Source organism: Plantactinospora sp. BB1 (assembly GCF_003030385.1).
GTDB lineage: Bacteria > Actinomycetota > Actinomycetes > Mycobacteriales > Micromonosporaceae > Plantactinospora.
Genome location: NZ_CP028159.1, coordinates 7,969,155 through 7,992,923 on the forward strand (window position 1 = coordinate 7,969,155; position 23,769 = coordinate 7,992,923).

22 protein-coding genes and 1 riboswitch are annotated in these 23,769 nt (G+C 73.8%); of the genes, 6 read left to right on the top strand and 16 right to left on the bottom strand.

The window, feature by feature from the left end; genetic code table 11:
- Positions 1-356 precede the first annotated feature (356 nt).
- Together C6W10_RS34995 and C6W10_RS35000 are read right to left on the bottom strand one after the other, a co-directional pair.
- The gene (locus tag C6W10_RS34995) at positions 357-866 is read right to left on the bottom strand and encodes a DUF6328 family protein (protein ID WP_107264533.1); all 510 of its coding nucleotides are present in this window, start codon (positions 864-866) and stop codon (positions 357-359) included.
- 140 nt (positions 867-1,006) lie between these two features.
- Complete coding sequence (locus C6W10_RS35000) at positions 1,007-1,756, bottom strand: sugar isomerase domain-containing protein (protein WP_107263272.1); 750 nt, start codon at positions 1,754-1,756, stop codon at positions 1,007-1,009.
- A gap of 132 nt (positions 1,757-1,888) precedes the next feature.
- Positions 1,889-1,996, top strand: a riboswitch (TPP riboswitch).
- Between the two features lie 76 nt (positions 1,997-2,072).
- Between C6W10_RS35000 and C6W10_RS35005 the strand changes: the two genes are divergently transcribed.
- The 3 genes from C6W10_RS35005 to C6W10_RS35015 all read left to right on the top strand — a co-directional run bounded on the left by C6W10_RS35005 (position 2,073) and on the right by C6W10_RS35015 (position 5,026).
- Positions 2,073-2,663: an ECF transporter S component gene (locus tag C6W10_RS35005; protein WP_107263273.1), complete on the top strand. Its 591-nt coding sequence runs from the start codon at positions 2,073-2,075 to the stop codon at positions 2,661-2,663.
- A gap of 105 nt (positions 2,664-2,768) precedes the next feature.
- Entirely contained in the window at positions 2,769-4,229 is a 1,461-nt protein-coding gene (locus tag C6W10_RS35010) for an ABC transporter ATP-binding protein (RefSeq protein ID WP_107263274.1), read from the top strand.
- The gene (locus tag C6W10_RS35015) at positions 4,226-5,026 is read left to right on the top strand and encodes an energy-coupling factor transporter transmembrane protein EcfT (protein WP_107263275.1); all 801 of its coding nucleotides are present in this window, start codon (positions 4,226-4,228) and stop codon (positions 5,024-5,026) included. The genes C6W10_RS35010 and C6W10_RS35015 overlap by 4 nt, the downstream gene beginning before the upstream one ends.
- A gap of 80 nt (positions 5,027-5,106) precedes the next feature.
- Here the strand turns inward: C6W10_RS35015 and C6W10_RS39280 are convergent, their stop codons facing one another.
- The 4 genes from C6W10_RS39280 to recO form a co-directional block, all read right to left on the bottom strand.
- The gene (locus C6W10_RS39280; RefSeq protein WP_107263276.1) at positions 5,107-7,065 is read right to left on the bottom strand and encodes a serine/threonine-protein kinase; all 1,959 of its coding nucleotides are present in this window, start codon (positions 7,063-7,065) and stop codon (positions 5,107-5,109) included.
- A gap of 197 nt (positions 7,066-7,262) precedes the next feature.
- The gene (locus tag C6W10_RS35025) at positions 7,263-7,547 is read right to left on the bottom strand and encodes a hypothetical protein (protein ID WP_107263277.1); all 285 of its coding nucleotides are present in this window, start codon (positions 7,545-7,547) and stop codon (positions 7,263-7,265) included.
- Positions 7,548-7,843: 296 nt separating this feature from the next.
- The gene (locus C6W10_RS35030; protein WP_199853596.1) at positions 7,844-8,656 is read right to left on the bottom strand and encodes an isoprenyl transferase; all 813 of its coding nucleotides are present in this window, start codon (positions 8,654-8,656) and stop codon (positions 7,844-7,846) included.
- Positions 8,657-8,664: 8 nt separating this feature from the next.
- Positions 8,665-9,504 (bottom strand): DNA repair protein RecO, encoded by an 840-nt coding sequence (gene recO / locus C6W10_RS35035; protein ID WP_107263279.1) that lies wholly within the window; start codon positions 9,502-9,504, stop codon positions 8,665-8,667.
- A gap of 156 nt (positions 9,505-9,660) precedes the next feature.
- Between recO and C6W10_RS35040 the strand changes: the two genes are divergently transcribed.
- Positions 9,661-10,446, top strand: a complete 786-nt coding sequence (locus C6W10_RS35040) for a DUF4097 family beta strand repeat-containing protein (RefSeq protein WP_107263280.1) — start codon at positions 9,661-9,663, stop codon at positions 10,444-10,446.
- Here the strand turns inward: C6W10_RS35040 and C6W10_RS35045 are convergent.
- The 10 genes from C6W10_RS35045 to C6W10_RS35090 all read right to left on the bottom strand — a co-directional run bounded on the left by C6W10_RS35045 (position 10,427) and on the right by C6W10_RS35090 (position 19,926).
- Entirely contained in the window at positions 10,427-11,524 is a 1,098-nt protein-coding gene (locus C6W10_RS35045; RefSeq protein ID WP_107263281.1) for an acyltransferase, read from the bottom strand. The two genes, C6W10_RS35040 and C6W10_RS35045, sit on opposite strands and share 20 nt — an antisense overlap.
- Positions 11,525-11,673: 149 nt before the next feature.
- Positions 11,674-12,330, bottom strand: coding sequence for an MOSC domain-containing protein (locus tag C6W10_RS35050; protein WP_107263282.1), 657 nt, complete (start codon positions 12,328-12,330; stop codon positions 11,674-11,676).
- A gap of 108 nt (positions 12,331-12,438) precedes the next feature.
- On the bottom strand, positions 12,439-13,278 hold the full coding sequence (locus tag C6W10_RS35055) for an NAD(P)-dependent oxidoreductase (RefSeq protein ID WP_107263283.1): 840 nt from the start codon (positions 13,276-13,278) through the stop codon (positions 12,439-12,441).
- 35 nt (positions 13,279-13,313) lie between these two features.
- Complete coding sequence (era, locus tag C6W10_RS35060; RefSeq protein WP_234361530.1) at positions 13,314-14,276, bottom strand: GTPase Era; 963 nt, start codon at positions 14,274-14,276, stop codon at positions 13,314-13,316.
- Positions 14,273-14,668 (bottom strand): cytidine deaminase, encoded by a 396-nt coding sequence (locus C6W10_RS35065; protein WP_107263284.1) that lies wholly within the window; start codon positions 14,666-14,668, stop codon positions 14,273-14,275. The genes era and C6W10_RS35065 overlap by 4 nt, the downstream gene beginning before the upstream one ends.
- Positions 14,661-16,094 carry a hemolysin family protein gene (locus C6W10_RS35070; RefSeq protein ID WP_107263285.1) on the bottom strand — a complete coding sequence of 478 codons (1,434 nt, stop codon included), beginning with the start codon at positions 16,092-16,094 and terminating at the stop codon, positions 14,661-14,663. Before C6W10_RS35070 ends, C6W10_RS35065 begins: the two co-directional genes overlap by 8 nt.
- Positions 16,094-16,561, bottom strand: coding sequence for an rRNA maturation RNase YbeY (gene ybeY / locus C6W10_RS35075; RefSeq protein ID WP_107263286.1), 468 nt, complete (start codon positions 16,559-16,561; stop codon positions 16,094-16,096). Before ybeY ends, C6W10_RS35070 begins: the two co-directional genes overlap by 1 nt.
- A gap of 53 nt (positions 16,562-16,614) precedes the next feature.
- Positions 16,615-17,676, bottom strand: a complete 1,062-nt coding sequence (locus C6W10_RS35080; RefSeq protein WP_107263287.1) for a PhoH family protein — start codon at positions 17,674-17,676, stop codon at positions 16,615-16,617.
- A gap of 362 nt (positions 17,677-18,038) precedes the next feature.
- Entirely contained in the window at positions 18,039-19,430 is a 1,392-nt protein-coding gene (locus tag C6W10_RS35085; RefSeq protein ID WP_107263288.1) for a serine hydrolase, read from the bottom strand.
- Between the two features lie 142 nt (positions 19,431-19,572).
- Complete coding sequence (locus tag C6W10_RS35090; RefSeq protein WP_107264534.1) at positions 19,573-19,926, bottom strand: histidine triad nucleotide-binding protein; 354 nt, start codon at positions 19,924-19,926, stop codon at positions 19,573-19,575.
- Positions 19,927-20,269: 343 nt separating this feature from the next.
- Here C6W10_RS35090 and C6W10_RS35095 point away from each other — a divergent pair, with 343 nt between their 5' ends.
- Positions 20,270-21,031: an SDR family NAD(P)-dependent oxidoreductase gene (locus C6W10_RS35095; RefSeq protein ID WP_107263289.1), complete on the top strand. Its 762-nt coding sequence runs from the start codon at positions 20,270-20,272 to the stop codon at positions 21,029-21,031.
- 141 nt (positions 21,032-21,172) lie between these two features.
- On the top strand, positions 21,173-23,704 hold the full coding sequence (locus C6W10_RS35100; RefSeq protein WP_107263290.1) for a glycoside hydrolase family 3 C-terminal domain-containing protein: 2,532 nt from the start codon (positions 21,173-21,175) through the stop codon (positions 23,702-23,704).
- Positions 23,705-23,769 lie beyond the last annotated feature (65 nt).

The window sequence follows — 23,769 nt, forward strand, 5'->3', positions numbered from 1 at the left end:
GACGCAGACCCCGCAGCTCCACGACCCGGTGCCCGTCGCGGTCCCGCACCAACAGCCCCGACCCCCCGATCAGGCCCACCAGCACCGCCACCGAGCTCCCGGTCGACAGTCCCCCCAGAACCTCGCTCATCCTCGCCTCTCGCGGTCCGTAGTTGTCGTTCCGCGTATAACTCTCCGTCAAGGGCCTCGGTGTAGGGGGCGACCCGCCCAGGCGAAGATGACAATGATCAATAAAGCGGCGACGAGCTGGGGTATTTCCTCCGATCAGCCACAGTAGACAAGCCGATCAAACGAACACGTCTACTGTCCAGTATGGATTGCAGAGAGTTACGACATGACGCGCTGAGCGGAGAGGTTCAGTCGACCGCGTCGGGGCGGGCGGTGGCCGGCTCCTCGTCGTCGTCCTCGTCGGCCTCGCCCCAGTTGCGGCGCAGGAACGGCAGCACGGCCCAGAAGGTCAGGAACCAGATCCCGGTCACCCCGCTGAGCACGAACGCCACCGGCCGGGGCAGCACGAAGTCGGTGATCAGCAGTACCGAGCTGACCATCGCGATCAGCATGAACGCCAGCCCACCGGTCGCCATGCCGTGCGCGAACCGGACCAGTTCCGGCTTGCGCCCCTGCCGGAAGAGCGCCCGGTGGAAGGCGACCGGCGAGATGATCAGCGCGGTGGCCGCGGCGGCGGCCAGCAACGCGACGATGTAGGTGTCCTTCTGGAACTCCGTGGCTCGCGGGAAGCCGTTGCTGAAGGGCAGGGTGAGCAGGAAGGCGAACAGGATCTGCACCCCGGTCTGCGCCACTCGCAGCTCCTGCAACAGGTCGGCGAAGTTTCGCTGCCAACGCTGCTTCTCCGTCTCCACGGCCACCTGGGCCTCCTCCCCCTCGGTCAAGTTCGCAGCAGTGTGCCCTGACCGACCGTACGTGAAACGCGAGGAAGGCTCGTCAGCGGACGGGGAGGCGGTACCGGGACCAAACCGGGCGGCCTGGGAGGTCGGAGCGTGCCGGGTCAGCCGCCCCGGCGGATCCGGCCGGCGTACCGCGCCTCCAGGCTGTTGTTGTGGTCGTCACTGTCCGGGATGTTCGCCGAAAGGTAGACCGGGGCCGTCTCCCCCGCCTCCACCAGCCGGCGGACCACCTCCACCACGACCTGCTGCGCGAGGAGCGCGGCAGTGATCGAGGAGACCGCGCCGACCGCGCCGCCACCGGGCAGCGGCAGCGTCGCGTCGCCGTACGGGGCGCCGTTGTCGAGTACCACGTCGGCGAGGTCGCTCAGCTTCCGGCCGGACGGGTGCCGGGAGGCGACCCGGGCCGAGTGCTGCTCCGAGGTGATCGCGATCAGCCCGTGACCGCGCTCCTTCACCAGCGACGCGAACTCGACGATGGTGCCGTTCACCCCGGAGTTCGAGGCGATCACGAAGACGTCCCGGGGGTCGATCGGGGTCAGCTCGTAGAGCCGGCGGGCCACGGTCGGGTCCCGCTCCAGGGTCGGGCCGAGGATCTCGACCGGCTCGCCGCCGCGCAGTACCAGGTCACGCAGCGCGATCCGGTTCGTCGGGACCAGCCCGCCGGCCCGGCCGGCGATCTCCATGGCCAGCGCCTCCGAGTGGCCGGTACCGAACGCCTGCACCACCCCACCGGCCCGCAGCGCGTCGGTGACCAGGTCGGCCGCCCGGCGTACGCCGTCCCGGGCGGCCACCGCCACCCGCCCGATCGTCTCGGTGACCACGTCGAGATAGCCCTCGGGGCTGAGTGTCACGCCGCACGCGTCCCTTCGAGATGTTGATCTGGGCCATCCACCCTATCCCGCCACCTGGTGGGCGCCGCCACATCCGCCGGTTCCACCGCTGTCGGCACCGCGGCATCCGGTGTACGGTCTGCGGAACAACAGCACATCCGACAGGGGAGCGCACAGCGCTGAGAGTGCGGGTGACACACCCGCAGACCCTCGAACCTGATCTGGGTAATGCCAGCGCAGGGAGTTCGGTCGAGTCTCCAGCCGCGCCGCAGTCCGGGCCGTCCCGGGTTGCGGCGTGCGTCTTGCCTGGTTCGCCACGCGACTGGGAGGCATGCCCATGAGTTCGTCCACCACCACCAGATGGCGCACCGTCGACATCGTCGTCGCCTCGGTCATCGCGGTCGCGTTCGGGGTCATCTTCTGGGCCTGGAACCTGGTCTGGGGTGCCACCGAGGGTGCCTTCACCTTCTTCCCGCCGGCCCAGGCGGTCATCTACGGCATCTGGCTGGTACCCGGCGTGCTCGGCGGCCTGGTGATCCGCAAGCCGGGTGCGGCGCTCTACTGCGAGTTCCTCGCCGCCTTCGTCTCGGTGCTGCTCGGCAGCCAGTGGGGCACCGTCGCGATCCTCCAGGGGCTCGCCCAGGGCGTCGGCGCCGAGCTGGCGTTCCTCGCCGTCGGGTACCGCTCGTTCCGGCTGCCGGTGGCGGTCGCCTCCGGCCTGCTGGCCGGGCTCGCCGCGGCGATCTTCGACCAGATCCGCTACTACTCCGAGTACGACTTCGACTCGTTCCGGCTGCCGGTCTTCCTCTTCACCGTGCTCAGTTCGGCGGTGCTGGCCGGTGCCGGCGGCTGGGCGCTCACCCGGGCCCTGGCCCAGACCGGTGTGCTGGACCGGTTCCCGGCCGGTCGAGACCGCACCGCCGTGTGAGCGGCGCGACTGCGGTGGTGCCGTCGTGAGCGAGCGGAGCGAGCGAATCAGCCAGCTCAGTGCGGATGAGCCTCATGACGGCACGCAGCGAAGCGGAGTGCCGGCATGAGTGAGGTGCGGCTGCGCGGCTTCGGCTGGCGGCACGCGGGCCGGCGGGCCTGGGCGGTCCGCGACGTCGACCTGCGGATCGGGCACGGCGAGCGGGTACTCCTGCTCGGCGCCTCCGGTGCCGGCAAGAGCACCCTGCTGGCGGCACTGGCCGGGCTGCTCGCCGAGGACTCCGGCGAGCAGGAGGGCACCGTCGAGATCGACGGGCTCGATCCGCGCAAGGCGAGGGAGCGGGTCGGGATCGTCTTCCAGGACCCGCAGACCCAGCTCGTGATGGACCGGGCCGGTGACGACGTGGCGTTCGGCCTGGAGAACCGGGGCGTACCGGCGACGGAGATCTGGCCCCGGGTCACCGAGGCCCTGCACCGGGTCGGCTTCCCGTACGGCCTGGACCGGTCCACCGCCGCGCTCTCCGGCGGCGAGCAGCAGCGGCTCGCCCTGGCCGGGGTGCTGGCGCTGCGGCCCGGACTGCTGCTGCTCGACGAGCCGACCGCCAACCTGGACCCGGCCGGCGCCGAGCTGGTCCGCGACGCGGTCCGGGCGGCGGTCGACGACGACACCACGCTGATCCTGGTCGAGCACCGGGTGTCGGAGGCGCTGCCACTGGTCGACCGGGTGGTGGTGCTCGAACCGGGCGGCGGGGTACGCGCCGACGGGCCGCCGGAGCGGATCTTCGCGGCGCACGGCACGGCACTGGCCGCCGCCGGGGTCTGGGTGCCGGGGCCGCCGCCGGCACCGCGCCGGGCCGCGACCGGACCCGGCGAGGCGCTGCTCACCGCCGACCGGCTCGGCCTGCCACCCCGGCTGGCAAGCACCGACCTGCGGGTACGCGCCGGCGAGGCGCTCGCGGTGCTCGGCCGCAACGGTGCCGGCAAGTCAACCCTGGCGCTGCTGCTCGGCGGGCTGCTCCGGCCCGGCAGCGGCCGGCTGTCGGCCTCCCCGGAGCTGGCCGGGCGGCACGCCGGCACCGCACCGCACCGGTGGCGGGCGCCGGTGCTGGCCGGCCGGATCGGCTCGGTCTTCCAGGATCCGGAGCACCAGTTCGTCCGCGGCACCGTCTTCGAGGAGCTGGCGCTCGGGCCGCGCCGGATCGGCCGGCCCGAGGCGACGGTCCGGTCGGTGGTGGACGAGTTGCTGGTCCGGCTCCGGCTGGACCGGTTGGCGGCGGCGAACCCGTACACCCTCTCCGGTGGGCAGGCGCGGCGGCTGAGCGTGGCGACCGCGCTGGCCACCGCGCCCCGGCTGCTGGTGCTGGACGAGCCGACCTTCGGCCAGGATCGGCGTACCTGGCTCGAACTGGTCGACCTGCTCGCCGGGCTCCGCGACGACGGGCACGGCATCGTCACCGTCACCCACGACGCCGACTTCGTCGCCGCGCTGGCCGACCGGACGATCCGGCTCGGCGGCGACGGGGCGACGGAGTCGGGGCAGACCCGGGCGGCGGGGCGGGCCCGATGATCCCGTACCAGCCGATCGCCACCCCCGGCGCACCGCTGGCCCGGCGCAACCCGGTGGCCAAGGTCGCCGCCGCGATGATCTTCTCGGTGGCGCTGATCGTCACGGTGGACCCGGTGGCTCCGGCGGTGGCGATCGCCTTCGAGCTCGCCGTGGTGCCGCTCTTCGGCGTCCGGTACGCCGCACTGGCCCGCCGGGCCTGGACGCTGCTGCTCAGCGCCCTCGGCATCCTCTGCACCCTGGTGCTCTTCGCCGCCGAGCGGACCGGCAGCCTGCTGTGGCAGGCCGGGCCGGTGGAGGTCACCACCGGGGTACTCGGCACCGCGCTCGGCATGGCGCTGCGGGTGATCGCGGTGGCGCTGCCCGGCGTACTCGTCTTCGCCACCACCGATCCCACCGACCTGACGGACGCGCTGATCCAGAACGTCAAGGCGCCGCCCCGGTTCGCGATCGGGGCGCTGGCCGCGTTCCGGCTGGTACCGCTGCTCGCCCTGGAGTGGCGGATGTTGAGCCTGGCCCGGCGGGCCCGGGGCGTCGACGCCGGACGGAATCCGCTGGCCCGGCTGCGGCTGTTCGGCTCGACGGCGTTCGCCCTGCTGGTCGGGGCGATCCGCCGGGGTACCCGGCTGGCCACCGCGATGGACGCCCGGGGCTTCGACTCGGGCTCGCCGCGTACGTCGGCACGCCGGCAGCGGTTCACCGTCGCCGACGCCGCCCTGGTCGCCGGGGCCGCGATGCTGGCCGGCGGAGCGCTCGCGGTCAGCGTCGCACTCGGCGCCTTCCGCCCGCTGGTCGGCTGACCCGACCGGGCCCCGCCGGCAGACGCGCCCGGCCGGGCGGCGCGGCGCCGACCAGTCTCCGCCGGGCGGCGCGGGCCCGGTCAGTCCAGGGTGGCGATCTCGATGTCGCCGAACGAGACCCGGTAGGACGGCTCCCGGTCCGGGTCGGAGGTCGGGTCGGAGAAGATGCCCAGCACCACCCGGCCGGCCACCGGCGCGTCGTCCCGGGCCGCGCCGATCTGCCGACCGTCCTGATAGAAGCGGAGTTCCTCGCCGTCGGCGACCACGCCGACCCGGATCCGGCCGTTCGGCCGCCGATCCGCGGGGAAGGGGAAGTCGCCGGCCTCGAGCGCGGCATCGGGCCCGTGCCGCATCAGGTGGTACCCGTCGGCGCAGATCCGCAGCACGTACCCGCCCTGCGCGTCGGTGAACCGGAACCAGATCCCGGCGCAGCTGACCGGCTCGACCAGGACGACGTCGACCTCGGCCCGTACGTCGGCCCAGACCCGCTGCGGCCCCGGGCACCGGTACGGGCCGTCGCTCTGCTTGGAGACCACCAGTCCGCCGTCGAACTCGCAGCCGACCCGGTGCCGCTGGTCCGTCCTCGGTGTCCAGAGGCCGGACCTGGTCAGCGGATCGGCGACCACCACCCGGCCGGGCGGCGGTGCCCCGGCGGACGGGGTGGGACTCGCCGGCCCGGTCGGGCCACCGATCGTGGCGCCGGGTCCGGCGTTGGCCAGCGGACCCGGTGGGGTCTGGCCGACTCCCGGCCGCTCCGCGCCGGGCGGCAGCACCCCGCTGGCGTAGCCGACGGTGACCGCCGCGCCCAGCAGTCCGACGAGCGCGAAGAGCGCGCTGGCGAGCGTCCCCCACCGGCCGCCTCCTCGACGGTCCGGTGCGGCGGGGGCGACCGGCTGACCGGGCGGCGGCGCGGGCTGGGCCACACCGGGCGGGCCGGCGGCGGCTGCCGGATCGACGGCTCCCGGGACGGTCACGCCGGAGGTGCCGGGCGGAGGGGCGTCCCGCACGACCAGCCCGTACGGGTTGCCGGCGAACCGCTCCGGGGCGCCGGGCGGGCTCGCCGTGCCGGGCCCGGCCGCCGAACGTCCGACCAGCGCGGTCTCGGCGAGCGGGCGCTGGTCGGTGACGGCCTGCGCCTGCTCGGCCGCAGCCAGCAGGTCCGGTTGCCGGACCAGCGTCTCGGCGACCTGCCCGGTTCGGCCCGGCCCGCCGGCCAGCAGCCGGTCCAGCAGGTCACGGGTGTTCGGCCGGCGGTGCGGCTCCTTGGCCAGCGCCAGTTCGACCAGTTCGCGCAGGGGTCCGGTCAACCCGTCGAGATCGGGCTCCTCGGTCATGATCCGTACCGCCGTCGCGGCCGGTGTCTCGGCGGCGAACGGGGTACGCCCGGTGCCGGCGTACGCCACCACGGCGCCCCAGGCGAAGACGTCGGCGGCCGGCGTGAGTACCCCCTTGGTCGCCGGCTCGAACCGTTCCGGCGCCATGTACGCCACCGTGCCGATCACCTGGTCGGTACGGGTACCGGCGGCGGTGCCGTGCATCGCGCGGGCGATCCCGAAGTCGATCACCTTCGGGCTGCCGGGCGGCAGCAGCACGTTGCTCGGCTTGAGATCGCGGTGGATCACCCCGGCGCCGTGGATCGCGGTGAGCGCGGTCGCCATCCCGATCGCGAGTCCGTAGAGGTTGCCCGGGGTGAGCGGGCCACGGTCGGCGACCACTGTGGACAGACTGGGGCCGTCGACGTACTCGACGACCAGGTAGGGCGGGTCGTGGTCGGGGTCGGCGTCGAGTACCTCGGCGGTGCAGAACGGCGGCACCTGCCGGGCCCGTTTCACCTCGCCCCGGAACCGGCGCCGGAACTCGGCGTCGTGCGCCAGGTCCGGCCGGATCACCTTGACCGCGACCGTCCGCGCATCGGCCAGCCGGGCCAGGTAGACGGTGCCCATGCCGCCCTCACCGAGCCGACCGACCAGCTCGCACGGGCCGAGTTGGCGTGGATCGGTGGGCCGGAGCGGTTGTGCCCCGGAGACCTCGCCCGTCATCCCGACCCTCCACCGCCCCGCGGACCAGCCACCCCGTCACCGGAAGTCGAGTAAGTATCACATTGGATCAGCTCCATCGGGAGGCCGGTCGGCGCCACCGTGTGCGCGCGATTCGGCGACGGGGGCCTCCCCCGGACAGGGCGGACGGCGCCGGGCGGGTGGCCCGGCGCCGTTCCCGGTGGATCGGTGCGGCCGGCTCAGCTGCGCCGGAAGGCGTACTGGCGGGACGACGCACTGCCCCGACCACGCCCGACACCGGCCGGGCCGCCGCCGTTGCGGATCGCCGGACCCGCCTTCGGCGCCGCCGGCCGCGGGCGTGCCGGGCTGTCGTCACCCGGCGACCCGGTCGGGGTGTCGTCACCCGGCAGCACGATCGGGGCGGCGAGTTCGATCGGGTCGTCCGCCGGCCGGGCGACCCGGGCCGGGAAACCGCCCTTACCGGTCGAGCCGGTGGTCTTCCTGGACTTTCGTTTGGCAGGCATACGGTGTTCTCTCCTCCTGGTCGGGACCGCCCTGCTTGCGCAGCGGCAGCGGCGCGCGGGAATGGGATCCCGGGAGTCCGTTCGCGGAGGTGTCACCGATCGGTGACGGGTCGCCGGAGAAGGCGGAACGGCACGGACGCCCGGAGCGCTGGCACCCGCGCCGCGCGGAACAGGCGGGCGGGTCGGCTCGGATGAAGGGGCATCAGTACCGCATGTCTGGACCATAGCCCGGTTCGCTCCCCGGGCGCACCTGTTTTTCGACTCGAAGTCGAACCGTCTTCCGCGGGCCCGCGCGGTCAGCCGTGTGCCGGTCCGGGCGCGACCGGGTTGGGCAGGGCACCGCCGAACCTGCGGTCCCGCTGCGCGTACAGCTCGCAGGCGTACCAGAGGTGGCGGCGGTCGAAGTCCGGCCAGAGGGTGTCCAGGTAGACCAGTTCGGCGTACGCGCTCTGCCAGAGCAGGAAGTTGGAGATCCGCTGTTCGCCGGAGGGGCGGAGGAACATGTCGACCGGCGGCACCTCGGGGTGGTAGAGGTACCGCGAGATCATCTTTTCGTTGACCTTGCCCGGATCCACCCTGCCGGCGGCGACGTCCCGGGCGATCGCGGCGGCCGCGTCGGCGATCTCGGCCTGCCCGCCGTAGTTGACGCAGAACTGGAGGGTCAGCGTCGAGTTGCCCCGGGACATCTCCTCGGCCGTCTGCAACTCCGAGATCACGCTCTTCCAGAGCCGGCCGGCCCGCCCGGACCAGACGACCCGGACCCCCAGCTCCACCAACTGGTCCCGGCGGCGCCGGATGACGTCCCGGTTGAAGCCCATCAGGAAGCGCACCTCGTCCGGCGAGCGCCGCCAGTTCTCCGTGGAGAAGGCGTACGCCGACAGATAGGGGATGCCGAGTTCGATCGCGCCCTCGATGGTGTCGAAGAGGGAGTACTCGCCCTGCTCGTGACCCTTGGTCCGGGGCAGTCCGCGCTGCTTGGCCCAGCGCCCGTTGCCGTCCATCACCACCGCCACGTGCTTCGGCAGCGCCTCGACCGGCAGCGCCGGGGGGCGGGCCCCGGACGGGTGCGGGGTCGGTGGCACCGGGCCCCGACGGCCCCGGTTGGTCATCGCTCGGATCACTGTGCTTCCTTCGCTACGTCCGCCGGGTCGGGGCGCGGGAGGTGCCGCGCCCGCTCGGTCCGCTCACCGGTCGATCCCCTGTCGACCAGCGGCAAGGAGCGTAACCCCCGCTCCAGATGCCATTGCAGGTGTGCCGCCACCAGCCCGCTGCACTCCCGGCGGTGCGGCGGCTCGGCGGCGTCCGCGGTCCGCCAGTCCCCGGAGGCGAGCGCGGCCATCAGGTCGAGGGTGGCCGGCGCCGGATGGGCGGCGCCGGGCGGCCGGCAGTCCGGGCAGACACAACCCCCGGCGGGTACGGAGAACGCGCCGTGCCGGCCCGGCGTACCGCAGACCGCGCAGGCGACCAGCGCCGGTGCCCAGCCGGCCAGCCCCATCCCGCGCAGCAGGTAGGCGTCCAGCACCAGCGTGCTGGCGTGCTCACCGTCGGCGAGCGCGCGCAGCCCGCCCAGGGTGAGCTGGAACAGCCGCAGCGACGGCTCCCGCTCGACCGGGGTGAGCCGCTCCGCCGTCTCGGCGATCGCGCTCGCCGCCGTGTAGCGGGGATAGTCGGAGACGAACGCCTTGCCGTAGAGCGCGATCCCCTCCACCTGGCTGATCGAGTGCAGCGAGCTGCCCTGCTCGCCCTTCGGGTCACCGGCGATCTGGAGGTCGACGTGGCCGAACGGCTCCAGCCGGGCACCGAACCGCGAGGTGGTCCGGCGTACCCCCCGGGCGACCGCCCGCAGCCGGCCGTGCCGGCGGGTCAGCAGGGTGATGATCCGGTCGGACTCGCCGAGTTTCTGCACGCGCAGCACCACCGCGTCGTCGCGGTAGAGCTGTCGGCGGTACCCGGGCACCCGCCCATTGTTCCCTGCCGCCGGACCCCGCCGGTCGCCCGGTCCGCCCGACGCTGCCCCGGTCGGCGACCCTGAGACGGTTCTCAGGGTCGGATCGGGGTCGGTCGGTGGCGGACCCGGATGTCCCGGGCCCCGCCGCCGCCATACCCTTCGGCAATGCTGGTTTCCCGGACCACCGCCCTGACCGGCGGTCTCGCCCTGGTCGCCCTGATCGGCCTCGCCGGCTGCGACGGCTTCGCCGAACAGCGCCTCACCTACGACCGGACCGAGGACGTGAAGATCACCGAGATCGAGGTGCTCCCCGGCGCCGGAGACGTGGTGATCCGGACCGGAGCGGTGCAGAACGTCCGGATCGAGCGGGTGGTGCAGTACCGCGGCCCCGAGCCGAACGACGCCACCTACCGGATCGAGGGCACGAAGCTCGTCCTGGACACCGACTGCGGCAAGCACTGCGGGGTCTCCTACGACGTCCTCGCCCCGGCCGGGGTCGCGCTGCGCGGCGAGAACGGCTCCGGGAACGTCACCCTGACCGCGCTGACGACGGTGGACATCAAGGTCGGCTCCGGCGACATCTCGGTGACCGACGCGAGCGGCGCGGTACGCGTCGAGACCGGCTCCGGGGACATCCGGCTGAACCGGGTACCCGGCACCGTCTCGGCCCGGGCCGGCTCCGGATCGATCGAGGGACGCTCGCTGGGCGCCGGAAAGGTCAGCGCGCAGACGGGTTCCGGCGACATCTCGCTGACCCTCGTCGCCGCCGGCTCGGTCCAGGCCAGCGCGTCGAGCGGCTCGATCGACGTCACCGTACCGGCCGGCGGCTACCAGGTGACCGCGCACGCCGACTCGGGCAGTACCGACGTGCGGGTGCCGAACGACCCGGCCGCGAAGTCCGTACTCGACATGCAGACCGGCAGCGGCGACATCACCGTCCGGTCGAACTGAGCCCGGCGGGCTCGCCGGCCGGCGTACCCCGGGCCGGCTCCCTCCGGACCGCCGCCGTGGCGCCGCCGGCCGACGCCCGGACGGTGCCGCCGGGCAGCAGGCACGGTGGACGCCGGGCCGCCACGTCCTCGACCCAGCCGAAGAGCGCGACCGCGACCGCCACCAGCACCGCGACGGCGGCCAGCCGGGCCGCCAGGCCGAGCGCGGAGGAATGGGCGAGCCCGAGCCCGGAGAGCAGCTCGTTGACGGCGATCACGAAGGGCATGTGCCAGAGATAGACGGTCAGCGCCCGGGCGTTCAGCACGGTCACCGCCCGGCGCAGCGGCGCCCAGCGGTCGACCGGGGCGACCGCCGAGGGAGCGAAGCCGAAGACCAGCAGCACGAAGGCGACGGACCAGAGCGCGTTGCCCAGCGGTACGTCGTTCAGGTCGTAGCCGCGCGGCCCCTGGTGGCTCAGGGTCCAGGCGAGCCCGACCGCGCCGACCGGTACCGCGACGGCCAGCAGCAGCCGGCGGGACATCCGCCGCAGCAGCCCGTCGTGCTGGGCGAAGCCGAGCAGCCAGGCCCCGTAGTAGAGCCCGAAGTCGCGGAGCAGTCCCGGCGCCTCGGGATAGCCGAACTCGACGACCCCGAGCAGCAGGTACGGGGCGAGCAGCGTCGGCACCGGCCAGCGGCGGAACAGCCAGCGGGCCAGCGGCGAGACTCCGACGAACCACAGGTAGTCGCGCAGATACCAGACCACGCTCAGCGTCAGCGCGCCCCAGGAGTTGGCCGGCGGGTCGGCCAGCGGCAGTACCCAGAAGACCAGCCGCCAGGACGGCGCCAGGCCGGTGAGCAGCATCGCGGGTACGAAGAGCAGCGCCACCAGCCAGAGCGACGGCAGCAGTCGACGCAGCCGCCGGCCGACCGCCGCGGGACCCCAGCGGTCGAGGGAACTGGCCATCAACGCCCCGGCGAGCGCGAACATCACCGACATGGCCGGGAACGCCAGGGTGAGGAAGGCCCAACCGGTGACGTGGTAGACGACGACTCGGACGATGGCAAGACAGCGGAGCAGGTCGTAGTACCGGTTTCGCATCAGCCTGACTTGTCGCCGGGAGGAGGGGACAGGATGCCTTCGTACCCCGCATCCCCGCCCGGACAACCGATCCCGCGCAGGTTCCGCGATGAACCCTCCGGGAATTCGCGGCGAACGGCCCGGAACCGCCGTCGGACACCCCTACCGGGTCAGACCCCCAACCGCCGCCTGACCTGCTCGCGCAACTCCTCCGGCGCCTCCTCGACGGCGAGCAGCCGGTGCAGCAGCTCCGGCTCGGACATCCAGGCCCGGAACCCCTCGGCGACCGTCACCCCGTGCTCCGGCCGGTGCGACACCGTCACCTCGTCACCGGCGCGCACCTGCCCCGGCCGCACCACCCGGAGGTACGCCCCCGGCCGGGCCGCCTGGGTGAACCGCTTCAGCCAGCGCGGCAGCCCCATCTTGACCTGGAAGGTGGCGCACGGGATCCGGCCGAACGTGGTCTGCAACACCAGCTCGGAGCCGACCTGCCACCGCTCGCCGAGAACCGCCCCGTTCACGTCGAGCCCGACCGTGGTCAGGTTCTCCCCGAAGAGGCCGCCGGGGAGCGGGCGCCCCAGTTCCGCCTCCCACCAGTCGTAGTCCTCCCGGGCGTACGCGTAGACCGCCTGGTCGTCGCCGCCGTGGTGCGCCAGGTCGAAGATCTGGTCACCGACCAGGCCGCTGCCCAGCCCGACCTTCTTCGGCCCGGGTGCCCGGACCAGTACGGGCCCGTCCACCGGACGCTTGTTGATGCCGGTGGTCCCGACCGCCTTGGCGCTGTTCGGCTCGGGCACGGCCAGGTTGACGGAGAGGATTTTTCCCATGGATCCGCACCCTACCCAGTGCCGTCCTTCGACATGCACCGATTTCATGCGCTCTCCGAGGGCCGGAGACGCCACCGGTCCGGCCGCGCGGCCCCGTCACCCGTCGGGTCACTGCCGCTCGCCGAGCGGATAGGCACAGAACTGCGCGCCGACCAGACCGGCGGTGGCCTCCTCGCCGTCGAGCGGACGCGCCCGGTCGGCGTAGGGCTCGGCGTCGTCCTCGGGCTCGTACCCGATCTCCCGCCCCTCGGCCAGCGACCACCACCGCCGGCTGTTCCGGCTGATCCCCCAGAGCAGCCGGAAACCGGTGGCGTCCGACCGCAGGCAGGCGTCGACCAGCCGGGCACAGTCGTCCGGGGAGATCCAGTTCTCCAGCCCGCTGATCCCGGGCGGCTCGGGGAAGCATGCGCCGAGCCGCAGCGCGAAGACCACCATGCCGAACCGGTCGGCGTAGAGGCTGCCGAGCGACTCGACGGCCGCCTTGGACCAGCCGTAGTAGGTGTCCGGGCGGGGCGGCGCCGTCGCCGGCACCCCGTCCGGCCCGGTCGGTGCCGGTACGCCGGCCGGCTCCGGGCTGCTGCCGGCCCGGCGGTACCAGCCGGCCGCGTGGATCGACGAGGCGAGCACCACCCGGGGTACCCCGGCCACCCGGGCCGCCTCCAGCAGGCTCTGGGTGCCCGCCACGTTCACCCGGAGCAGTTCCGCGAAGGTGTCCTCGCCGGGAATCGCCGCTAGGTGCAGTACGGCGTCGACGCCGGAACAGGCCGACGCCAGCGCCACCGGATCGTGCAGGTCGGCGCGGACGATCTCCACCGGTTCGCCGGGCGCCGCCGGAGGCTGCTCGGCGACGTCGAGCAGCCGCAGGAACCGTTCCGGGCCGGCCAGCCGGGGCCGGAGCAGCCGTCCGATCCGCCCGGCCGCGCCGGTGACCAGTAGCCGTGCCGGCATTCGCGTCCCCTCCCCCGACCGATCCGCGACCGGGCTCAGAAGCCGAGCTTGCGGAGCTGCTTCGGATCCCGCTGCCAGTCCTTGGCCACCCGGACGTGCAGGTCGAGATAGACCCGGGTGCCGAGCAGCTCCTCGATCTGTTGCCGGGCCCGGATGCCGACGTCCTTGAGCCGGCTGGCCCGGGCGCCGATCACAATCGCCTTCTGGCTGGAGCGTTCCACGTAGACGTCGGCGTAGATCTTCATCAGCCGGTCCTCGGGGATCATCTCCTCGACCACCACCGCGATCGAGTGCGGCAGCTCGTCCCGGACCCCCTCCAGGGCCGCCTCCCGGATCAGCTCGGCGACCAGGATCTGCTCCGGCTCGTCGGTGAGCATGTCGTCCGGATAGAGCTGCGGCGAGGGCGGCAGGTAGCCGGTCATCACGTCGACCAGGGTGTCCACCTGGTGGCCGGAGACCGCGCTGACCGGTACGACCTCGGCGAAGTCGCCCAGCTCGCTGACCGCGAGCAACTGCTCGGCCAGCCGCTTCCGGTCCACCAGGTCGGTCTTGGTGACCACCGCCAGCACCTTGGCCTTCAGCTCGGCCAGCTCGCCGGTGATGAACCGGTCGCCCCGGCCGATCGGCTCGTCCGCCGGGATGCAGAGGCCGATCACGTCGACCTCGCTCCAGGTCTGCCGGACCAGGTCGTTGAGGCGCTCGCCGAGCAGGGTACGCGGCCGGTGCAGCCCGGGGGTGTCCACGAGCACGAGCTGCGAGTCCGGCCGGTGCAGTACGGCCCGGATCACGTGCCGGGTGGTCTGCGGCTTGTTGGAGGTGATCGCGATCTTCTGCCCGACGATCGCGTTGGTCAGCGTCGACTTGCCGGCGTTCGGCCGCCCGACGAAGCAGGCGAACCCGGCCCGGTAGCCGGCCGCCTGGCCGGTCGAGCGGTGCCCGGCCGCCTGGCCGGTGGAGCGGCCGCCTGCCTGCTGGCCGGCGGAGCGGGGTGCGGTCACTCCAGCACCGTGCCGAGCAGGGTGCCGTCCGGGGCGGCGACGTGGATCGGCGCGTCCGCCGCGAGGTCCCGGACGGCGGCGTGCCCGGCGCCGTCCAGCGTCGACGCCTCGGTCACCACCGCACCGGCCTCCAGCCGGGTCGCTCCGGCGGCGACCGCCGAGGCGACCGCGAGCTGCAACGCGGTGATGGTCAGCGACGGCAGCGAGACACTGGCGGCGGCGTACGTCCGGCCGTCCTGGTCGCGTACTGCCGCGCCCTCCACCGCGCCGACCCGGCCCCGGGCACCCCGGGCCAGGACCACCAGCTTGGTGTCCTCGGCGGTCAGCTCGACCGTCGCCGACGGGGTGTGTCCACCGACCGGGGCGGTCGGTGGGGCGGACGGGTCAGGCATCGGCGGGTTGCCTCTCCTCGGCCCGGGAGTGCTGCTCCCGGGTGTTCTGTGCGCCCCGGGACTCGGGGTCGGTGGCGGTCTGCTGCTGCTCCGGCTCGTCGGCCTCGGTGAGCCGGCGGACCAGTACGGAGTCGATGTGGTTGCGCCGGCCGGTGGTGCCCTCGGCGATCAGCCGCAGCCCGCCCACGTCGGCCGAGGCACCGGGCAGCGGCACCCGGCCGAGGGACTGGGCGAGCAGCCCGCCGACGGTCTCCACCTCGTCGGCCGGCAACTCGACGTCGAAGAGCTCGCCGAGATCCTCGACCGGCAGCCGGGCGGTGACCCGCACCTGGCCGTCGTCGAGGCGCTCGACCGGCGGGCGCTCGACGTCGTACTCGTCGGTGATCTCGCCGACGATCTCCTCCAGGATGTCCTCGATGGTGACCAACCCGCCGGTGCCGCCGTACTCGTCGACGACGATCACCATGTGGGTCCGGGCCGCCTGCATCTCGGAGAGCAGGTCGTCGACCGGCTTCGACTCGGGTACGAAGGTGGCGGTCCGCATCACCTCGGAGACCGGCCGCTCGGCGGCGGCGGGGTCGTCGCCCTGGGTCTGCCGGATCACGTCCTTGAGATAGAGCACCCCGAGCACGTCGTCGACGCTGTCGCCGATCACCGGGATCCGGGAGAAGCCGGAGCGGAGGAAGAGCACCAGCGCCTGCGGCAGCCTCTTGTGCGCCTCGATCCAGACCATCTCGGTACGCGGCACCATCACCTCGCGGACGATGGTGTCGCCGAGCGCGAAGACGGAGTGGATCATCTGCCGTTCGCCGTGCTCCACGACGCCGCGCTGCTCGGCCAGGTCGACCAGCTCGCGCAGCTCGACCTGGGTGGCGAACGGGCCCTCCCGGAAACCGCGCCCCGGGGTCACCGCGTTGCCGATCAGGATCAGCAGCGAGGCGAGCGGGTTGAGCACCCGGCCCAGCCAGCGGACCAGCGGCGCGGTGACCCGGCCGACCGTGTAGGCGTGCTGCCGGCCGATGGTGCGCGGCGCCACGCCGACCACCACGAAGCTGACCACCGTCATCGCGCCCGCGGTGACCAGGGCGGCGGTCCAGCCGGCGCCGAAGGTGTCCACCGCGACGAGCGCGACCAGCACGGTCGCGGTCAGTTCGCAGAGCAGTCGCAGCAACAGCAGCAGGTTGATGTGCCGCACCGCGTCGGCGGCGACGACCTGGAGGGTACGCGCGCCGCGTACGCCGTCCCGGGCCAGCTCACCGGCCTGGGCCGGGGAGACGGCGCCGAGCGCGGCGTCGGCCATCGCGAAGATGCCGGCGAGCACCACCAGGCCGGCGGCGAAGAAGAGCAGTGCGAGATCGGGTAGGCCGCCCGGGGCGCTGACGGTGGACGCCAGCGGCGCGGGCAGCGCGGCTAAATGACCAGGCATCACTGGGTCCGGGTCGCGCGCCAGCTGTCCAGGAGCCGCGCCTGTAGCGCGAACATCTCCCGTTCCTCCTCCGGTTCGGCGTGGTCGTAGCCGAGTAGGTGCAGTACGCCGTGCACGGTCAGCAGGTGCAGCTCGTCGGCGGCCGAGTGCCCGGCCGTGGCGGCCTGCTTGGCGGCCACCTCCGGGCAGAGCACGATGTCGCCGAGGAGCGCCGGCTCGCCGCCGTTCACCTCGCCGGGCCCGTGGTCGACGCTCCCCTCGTCCATCGGGAAGGCGAGTACGTCGGTCGGGCCGTCCCCACCCATCCAGCGGTGGTTCAGCTCGGTCATGTAGTCGACGTCGACGAGCAGCACCGACAGCTCGGCGAGGGAGTTCACTCCCATCTCGTCGAGGGCGTGCCGGGCGACGGCGAGCACGGCGTCGGTGTCGACGCTGCTCCCCGACTCGTTGGCGATCTCGATGGACAACTGGTTCCCCTGATGCGCTGTCGGAAGCTGTGGTGGCCGCACTGTCGGCCGGTCTAGCGGCGCCGGCCGGTCCGGCCGCCGTGCGCGGTCCGTCCCGGTACGGCGTGCACGCCCTGGCCCTGCTGCTGGGACTCCCGCTCGGCGTCCCAGCGGGCGTACGCGTCCACGATGTCACTGACCAGCCGGTGCCGCACGACGTCGGAGCTGGAGAGCTGGGCGAAGTGCACGTCGTCGACGCCTTCGAGGATGTCCCGGACGGCGCGCAGGCCGCTGGTCGTCCCGCCGGGCAGGTCGACCTGGGTCACGTCACCGGTCACCACGATCTTGGAGCCGAAGCCCAGCCGGGTGAGGAACATCTTCATCTGCTCGGGCGTGGTGTTCTGCGCCTCGTCGAGGATGATGAACGCGTCGTTGAGGGTACGGCCCCGCATGTATGCCAGCGGCGCGACCTCGATCGTCCCGGCGGCCATCAGCTTGGGGATGGAGTCCGGGTCGAGCATGTCGTGCAGCGCGTCGTAGAGCGGCCGCAGGTAGGGGTCGATCTTCTCGTGCAGGGTGCCGGGGAGGAAGCCGAGCCGCTCGCCGGCCTCGACCGCCGGCCGGGTCAGGATGATCCGGTTCACCTGCTTGGCCTGGAGCGCCTGCACGGCCTTCGCCATCGCCAGGTAGGTCTTGCCGGTGCCGGCCGGGCCGATGCCGAAGACGATGGTCTTGCCGTCGATCGCGTCGACGTACCGCTTCTGGCCCAGCGTCTTGGGCCGGATGGTCCGGCCGCGCCGGGACAGGATGTTGAGCGTCAGCACCTCGGCGGGGCGCTCGGTGCCGCCCTGCTCGATCATGCCGAGGGTACGCCGCACGGCGTCCGTGGTCAGTGTCTCGCCCTTCTCGATCAACTCAAGCAGCTCGGTGAAGAGCCGCTCGGCGAAGGCGTTGTCGGCAGGGGCACCGGTGAGGGTGATCTCGTTTCCCCGGACGTGCACGTCACTGGGGATCGACCGCTCGATGAGCCGCAGGATCTCGTCGCCCGCGCCGAGCAGATTAACCATGATCTTGGGGTCTGGGACCGTGATCCTGGTCTGCACCCGGGGCTGCCCGGGGGGTGGGGTACCGGTCATGGGTCGGGCCCGAGGCCCTGTGCCACCTGCTTCCGATCTCGGTGCCGCTGCGCCGCCGGGAGTCTCCCGGCCGGTCGCGCGACGTGCGGACGTTGGAGTCATCGTATCTGTTCAACGCCGACGGCACGCTGCCCATTTCCGCCACCGACCGCCGGCCCGGGCAGGGCGTGCCGCACCCCGTCCGCGCAGGAGCCCACCGAGCCGCCCCGCCGCCGCGAGGCCGGCGCGGCCGGTCCGCTCGCCGACCGGCCGGCACCCCCGCCGACCTGGACTACCTGGGCGTAACGGGACGGCGGTGACGCCGCTCCGGCACGGGTCGGGGCCCGGCGCGCCGGCGGGAACCACACGGGAGGCACCAGCCGTCAGCTCGCGCGGAAGTCGAAGCGGTCGAAGGTCTCCTGGCGGCGGGTGAAGCGGTAGGTGGCCCAGTGCATCCTGACCACCTCGCCCCGGTCGTCCCGGGTCAGCCGGAGCAGTTCGCCGACCTCCCGGCCGGAGACCGTACGCAGCACGTCCGGCCGGTCCGGCAGCGGCGCGAAGACGGCCGGCGGCTTTCCGGCCGGATCGGCCGCGCCCCGGGCCCGCAGGGTGCCGTCCCGCCACGAGAAGACGTACTCGAAGCCCTCGCCCCACCAGCGGCCCAGCAGCCCACGGTACGGCTCCGGAGCCGGCTCGCCCGGAGCCCACGGCACGATGTCGGCGGGATCGTCCTGGGCCGAGGCGGCCAGGAGCTGGTGCGTCAGGTCGTTCACCGCCACGCCGGTACCGGAGGACCCGAGCACCGCGCACCCCATCGCCCCCGGGGTGCCGGGCCCGCCACGCCGGCCGTAGACGCTGGCCAGGAAGCCCGGCATCGCGCCGTCGTGCCCGACGTGCGTGATCCGCTCGGCGGCGCCCGACGCGTCCCGCTGGGGCAGCAGGATGAGTCCCAGCCCGAACCCGGCGGTCCAGAGCGACTCGTCGGTCACCGTCAGCGGCCAGCGCATCTCGTCGAGGGTGGTGGACCGGAGCACCGCGCCGGCCGGGTCCACCGCCGCCGGGTCGGCCAGGAACGCCGCCCAGCGGGCCATGTCGGGTGCGGTGCTCCAGAGCTGCGCGGCCGGGCCGACCGCGCCGAGGTCGGTGTTCGGCTCCGGCCGGGCGTGGTCGGAGTAGGCGTCGACCAGGAACCCGGTCGCCGCGCCGGCCGGCGGCTGCGGCTGGGTGTCGGCCAGCCCGAGCGGACCGAGTACCCGGTCGGCGAGCACCTCCGCCCAGGTACCGCCACGCAGCCGGGCGACCGCCTGGCCGAGCAGCGCGGCGCCGAGGTTGGAGTAGTGGAAGCGGCGGGCCGCCGGGAGCACCCGTTCGGCCCGGGCCAGGTCGGCGAGGAACTCGTCGAGTTCCGGGGTGTGCAGGGTGTCCCAGATGTCGCCGTACGGCTCGCGTTGCACCCCGGAGGTGTGCGACAGCAGCCGACGTACGGTCAGTTCGCCGTGCGCCGGTACGTCGAGGTGCGCGCCGATCGGGTCGTCCAGGTCGAGCAGGCCGTCGTCCCGGCACTGCATCACGAGTACGGCGGTGAAGGTCTTCGTCACCGAGCCGATCCGGAACGCCGTACCGGGGCCCAGCGGCGCGTCGTTGCCGGTGGTGCCGACCGTGCAGGTCCGCAGCGGCCGGTCGGCCCGGTGCAGCGCGGCGGAGACCGCCGGGATCCGGGACTCGGCCTGCGCCTGCCGGACCAGCCGCTCGAACCGTCCGTCTCCCTCGGCCACGATGCCCCCTCGCCGGCGATCCCTTCGCCAAGATCACGGATCCTAACGCCCGCCCACCTGGCCGTCCCCGCTGGCCACCGCCCCGGCCGCCCCGGTCCGCGCGGGTTTCCCGACCGGTGGGGCGGGGCGGGGGAAGCCGCGCTCAGCGGGCCAGCATCGGCCCCAGCGGCGCGCCGCCCAACACGTGGGCGTGGGCGTGGAAGACCTCCTGCCCGCCGTACGGGCCGGTGTTGAAGATCAGCCGGAAGCCGTCGGCGGCCAGTCCCTCGGTCTCGGCGACCACCGCCGCGGTGCCGAGCACGTCGCCGGCCAGCCCGGGATCGGCCTCGGTCAGGGTCACCACGTCGGCGTAGTGCTCCTTCGGGATCACCAGCACGTGCACCGGTGCCTTCGGGTCGATGTCCCGGAAGGCGAGCGTGGTGTCGGTCTCCCGGACGACGGTGGCCGGGATCTCGCCCGCGACGATCCGGCAGAACAGGCAGTTGGTCTCCATCATCGCCATCGTAGGGGCTGCCCCTGCCCGACGCGGCCCGGCCGGCACCCGGCACGACGCGGCCCGGCCGGCACCCGGCACGACGCGGCCCGGCCGGCACGCGACACGACGCGGCCCGGCCGGCACCCGGCACGACGCGGCCCGGCCGGCACCCGGCACGACGCGGCCCGGCCGGCACGCGACACGACGCGGCCCGGCCGGCACCCGGCACGACGCGGTCCGGTTGACGCACGGCGCGACACGGCACCGTTAGCGCACGGCGCGACACGGCCCGGCCGGCGCGCTCCGGCACGGGCCGGGCCGGCCCGGTCGGGCCGGGGTGGGCGGCGACCGGCATCATGGCCGGATGACTGGACGAGCGGTGCTGGTGACGGGGGCGTCCCGGGGGATCGGGCGGGCGGTGGCGACGGCGTTCGCCGCCGGAGGCGATCGGGTGGCCGTGCACCACCGCGACTCGACGCCGCTGGCCGAGCAACTCGTCGCGGCCCTGCCCGGCGAGGGGCACGTGGTGGTCCGGGCCGACCTGGCCGACCCGGAGGAGGTACGCGCGATGGTCGACGACGCGGCCGACCGGCTCGGCGGCCTGGACGTACTGGTGAACAACGCCGGGGTCTTCGGCAGTGCGGATGCCGGGCACCCGGTCTTCGAGTCCTCCTACGAGCAGTGGCAGCAGCAGTGGCGCCGCACCCTCGACGTCAACCTGCTGGGCGCGGCCAACACCATCTGGTGTGCCGCCCGGCACCTGCCGCAGCCGGGTGGCCGGATCGTCAACGTCTCGTCCCGGGGCGCGTTCCGGGGCGAGCCGACGCAGCCGGCGTACGGCGCCAGCAAGGCCGGGCTGAACGCGCTCGGCCAGTCCCTGGCGGTGGCCCTCGCCCCGTACGGCATCGCGGTCGCCACGGTCGCGCCCGGCTTCGTCGAGACCGACATGACCAACGAGCACCTCAAGGCGCCGCGCGGCGACGCGATCCGGGCGCAGAGCCCGTTCAACCGGATCGCCCGGCCGGAGGAGATCGCCGCCGCCGTGCACTGGCTGGCCTCGCCCGAGGCGGAGTGGGCCTCCGGCACCATCGTGGACCTCAACGGTGCCTCCTACCTGCGTACCTGACCGCCGCCGCCGAACGACGCCGACCGGCGCCGGACGACGCCGACCGGAGTAGTCCGGAAATCGGGCGGTGGTCGTCGGGCGGCGGGCGGCGGCCCGGACTGGCAGGATGATCGATATCCGGCCGGTGGAAGGGGCGCGACGATGACGGTGGATCGGCGGGACACGGCGGAGGCCGACGGAGCGAAGGCCGACGGGGCGGACGCGGCCGACGGGGCGGACGGGACGAAGGCCGACGGGGCGGACGCGGTGGCCGACCCGGCGGAGGCGGTGGTCGAACGGGCGCTCGCCGCGCTGGACCTGGAGACCAAGGTCCGGCTCCTCTCCGGCCAGGACTTCTGGACCCTGCCGGCCGTACCCGAGATCGGGCTCGGCTCGCTGGTCATGTCCGACGGCCCGATCGGGATACGCGGCGTCCGCTGGGCCCCGGACAACCCGTCGATCGCCCTGCCCAGCCCGACCGCGCTGGCCGCCACCTGGGATCCCGCGCTGGCCCGGCAGGCGGGCCGGGTGCTCGGGGCCGAATGCCGGCGCAACGGCATCCACCTGCTCCTCGCCCCCACCGTCAACCTGCACCGCAGCCCGCTCGGCGGCCGGCACTTCGAGTGCTATTCGGAGGATCCGCTGCTCAGTGCCGAGATCGGCGTCGGTTACGTCACCGGCGTACAGGACCTCGGCGTCGGGGCCACGGTCAAGCACCTGGTCGCCAACGACTCGGAGACGGACCGGATGACCGTGGACGTCCGGGTCTCCGAACGGGCGCTCCGAGAGCTCTACCTCGCCCCGTTCGAACGGATCGTCGCCGCCGGGGTCTGGGCGGTGATGGCGGCGTACAACGGGGTCAACGGGCACACCATGACCGAGCACGCCGGCCTGCTCCGGGACCTGCTCAAGCGGGAGTGGGGCTTCGACGGGATCGTGGTCTCGGACTGGACGGCGGCGAGGAGCACTGAGGCGTCCGCGAACGCCGGCCTCGACGTGGTGATGCCGGCCGCCGGGGACCCGTGGGGCGCCGCGCTGGTCGCCGCCGTCCGGGCCGGCACGGTCGCCGAGACGGAGGTGGACGACAAGGTACGCCGGGTGCTCCGGCTCGCCGGCCGGGTCGGGCTGCTCGACGGCGTACCCCCGGCGGTGGCCCCCGCCGACCGGCCGCGCCCGCCGGACGGCGCCGCCCTGGCGCACGCGGTCGCGGTCCGCTCCTTCGTGCTGGCCCGCAACGACGGCGACCTGCTGCCGCTCGATCCGGGTCAGCTGCGCCGGGTCGCGGTGCTCGGCGCGCTCGCCGACGACGCGCAGATCCAGGGCGGCGGCAGTGCGCTGGTCGTGCCGCCGCACGCCATCTCCCCGCTCGCCGGGCTGACCGCCGCGCTGCCCGAGGCCGACCTCGACCACGCGGTCGGCGCCGACCCCCGGCTCCGGCTGCCGGCGGCCGGCGGGGTGGCCTGGACGCCGATCACCGCGACGCTGCGCGACGCCGACGGCCGGGAGCGCTACCGGACGGAGCTGGACCGGGCGACGGTGCGCTGGATGGGTGAGCTGCCCGACGGGCTGCCGCCGGAGGAGCTGGTCAGCATCGAACTCGCCGCCGTGCACACGCCGCTGCGCAGCGGCACCGCCCGGCTCGCCGTCGAGGGCTTCGGGGTCCTCACCCTCACCGTGGACGGCACGGAAATCTTCGACGGCCCGCTCTACGAGCCGTCGGAGGAGCCCGGCACCGTCTTCCGGGCCACCGTGGAGCGCCGGTTCGAGATCGCCGTACGGGCCGGTGAGCCGGTCGAGGTACGGCTCACCCGCCGGATGGTCGACGGCGAGCACCCGGGCTTCGTCTCCGTCACCCTCGGGCACGCCGAGCCCGCGGTCGCCCCGGACGACGCCCTGCTCGACGAGGCGGTCCGGATCGCCGCCGACGCCGACGTGGCGGTGGTGGTGGTCGGCACCACCGAGGAGGTCGAGTCGGAGGGGTTCGACCGGAGCACGCTCACGCTGCCCGGCCGGCAGGACGAGCTGGTCCGGCGGGTCGCGGCGGCCAATCCCCGGACGGTGGTGGTGGTCAACGCCGGCTCCCCGGTGCTGATGCCCTGGGCCGACGAGGTGGCGGCGATCCTGCTCACCTGGTTTCCCGGGCAGGAGGCCGGGGCGGCGCTCGCCGACGTGCTGCTCGGCCGGGCGGAACCGGGCGGACGGCTCCCCACCACCTGGCCACGCCGCCCGGAGGACTGCCCGGCGCTTTCCACCACCCCGGTCGACGGGGTGCTCGACTACACCGACGGGATCTTCGTCGGCTACCGGGGCTGGCGGGCCGCACCGCTCTTCCCGTTCGGGCACGGCCTCGGCTACACCGACTGGGCGTACGAGTCGCTGACCGTCGAGGAGGGGGCGGAGGGGCCGGTCGCGGTGGTCACCGTCCGCAACACCGGTCGCCGCCCCGGCCGCGAGGTGGTGCAGGTGTACGTCGGCCCGGAGGCCGCCGAGCCGGACCGTCCGGTCCGCTGGCTGGCCGGCTTCGCCGCTGCCGAGGCGGCTCCCGGAGCGGCGGCGACGGTCCGGGTGCCCCTGCCGGCCCGGATCTTCCAGGTCTGGGAGCGGGACGGTTGGCAGACCCGCCCCGGCCGTTACCGGGTCGAGGCGGCGCACAGCATCGCCGACATACGCCAGTCCACAACCCTCGACCGCTGACCCACCCCTTCCCGCAAGATTCTTGTAGATCTGTGGTTCGGAGCTGACCGCAGATCTACAAGAAT

Bases quoted from the DNA above. Each gene is read 5' to 3' on its own strand.
- C6W10_RS35015 (WP_107263275.1), top strand. From the start codon at position 4,226: ATGATCCCGTACCAGCCGATCGCCACCCCCGGCGCACCGCTGGCCCGG.
- C6W10_RS35045 (WP_107263281.1), bottom strand. From the start codon at position 11,524: ATGCGAAACCGGTACTACGACCTGCTCCGCTGTCTTGCCATCGTCCGA.
- C6W10_RS35050 (WP_107263282.1), bottom strand. From the start codon at position 12,330: ATGGGAAAAATCCTCTCCGTCAACCTGGCCGTGCCCGAGCCGAACAGC.
- C6W10_RS35010 (WP_107263274.1), top strand. From the start codon at position 2,769: ATGAGTGAGGTGCGGCTGCGCGGCTTCGGCTGGCGGCACGCGGGCCGG.
- C6W10_RS35005 (WP_107263273.1), top strand. From the start codon at position 2,073: ATGAGTTCGTCCACCACCACCAGATGGCGCACCGTCGACATCGTCGTC.
- C6W10_RS35055 (WP_107263283.1), bottom strand. From the start codon at position 13,278: ATGCCGGCACGGCTACTGGTCACCGGCGCGGCCGGGCGGATCGGACGG.
- C6W10_RS35040 (WP_107263280.1), top strand. From the start codon at position 9,661: ATGCTGGTTTCCCGGACCACCGCCCTGACCGGCGGTCTCGCCCTGGTC.
- C6W10_RS35090 (WP_107264534.1), bottom strand. From the start codon at position 19,926: ATGATGGAGACCAACTGCCTGTTCTGCCGGATCGTCGCGGGCGAGATC.
- C6W10_RS35095 (WP_107263289.1), top strand. From the start codon at position 20,270: ATGACTGGACGAGCGGTGCTGGTGACGGGGGCGTCCCGGGGGATCGGG.
- C6W10_RS35030 (WP_199853596.1), bottom strand. From the start codon at position 8,656: ATGACCAACCGGGGCCGTCGGGGCCCGGTGCCACCGACCCCGCACCCG.
- C6W10_RS35100 (WP_107263290.1), top strand. From the start codon at position 21,173: ATGACGGTGGATCGGCGGGACACGGCGGAGGCCGACGGAGCGAAGGCC.
- C6W10_RS39280 (WP_107263276.1), bottom strand. From the start codon at position 7,065: ATGACGGGCGAGGTCTCCGGGGCACAACCGCTCCGGCCCACCGATCCA.
- C6W10_RS35025 (WP_107263277.1), bottom strand. From the start codon at position 7,547: ATGCCTGCCAAACGAAAGTCCAGGAAGACCACCGGCTCGACCGGTAAG.
- C6W10_RS35065 (WP_107263284.1), bottom strand. From the start codon at position 14,668: ATGCCTGACCCGTCCGCCCCACCGACCGCCCCGGTCGGTGGACACACC.
- C6W10_RS35080 (WP_107263287.1), bottom strand. From the start codon at position 17,676: ATGACCGGTACCCCACCCCCCGGGCAGCCCCGGGTGCAGACCAGGATC.
- C6W10_RS35070 (WP_107263285.1), bottom strand. From the start codon at position 16,094: ATGCCTGGTCATTTAGCCGCGCTGCCCGCGCCGCTGGCGTCCACCGTC.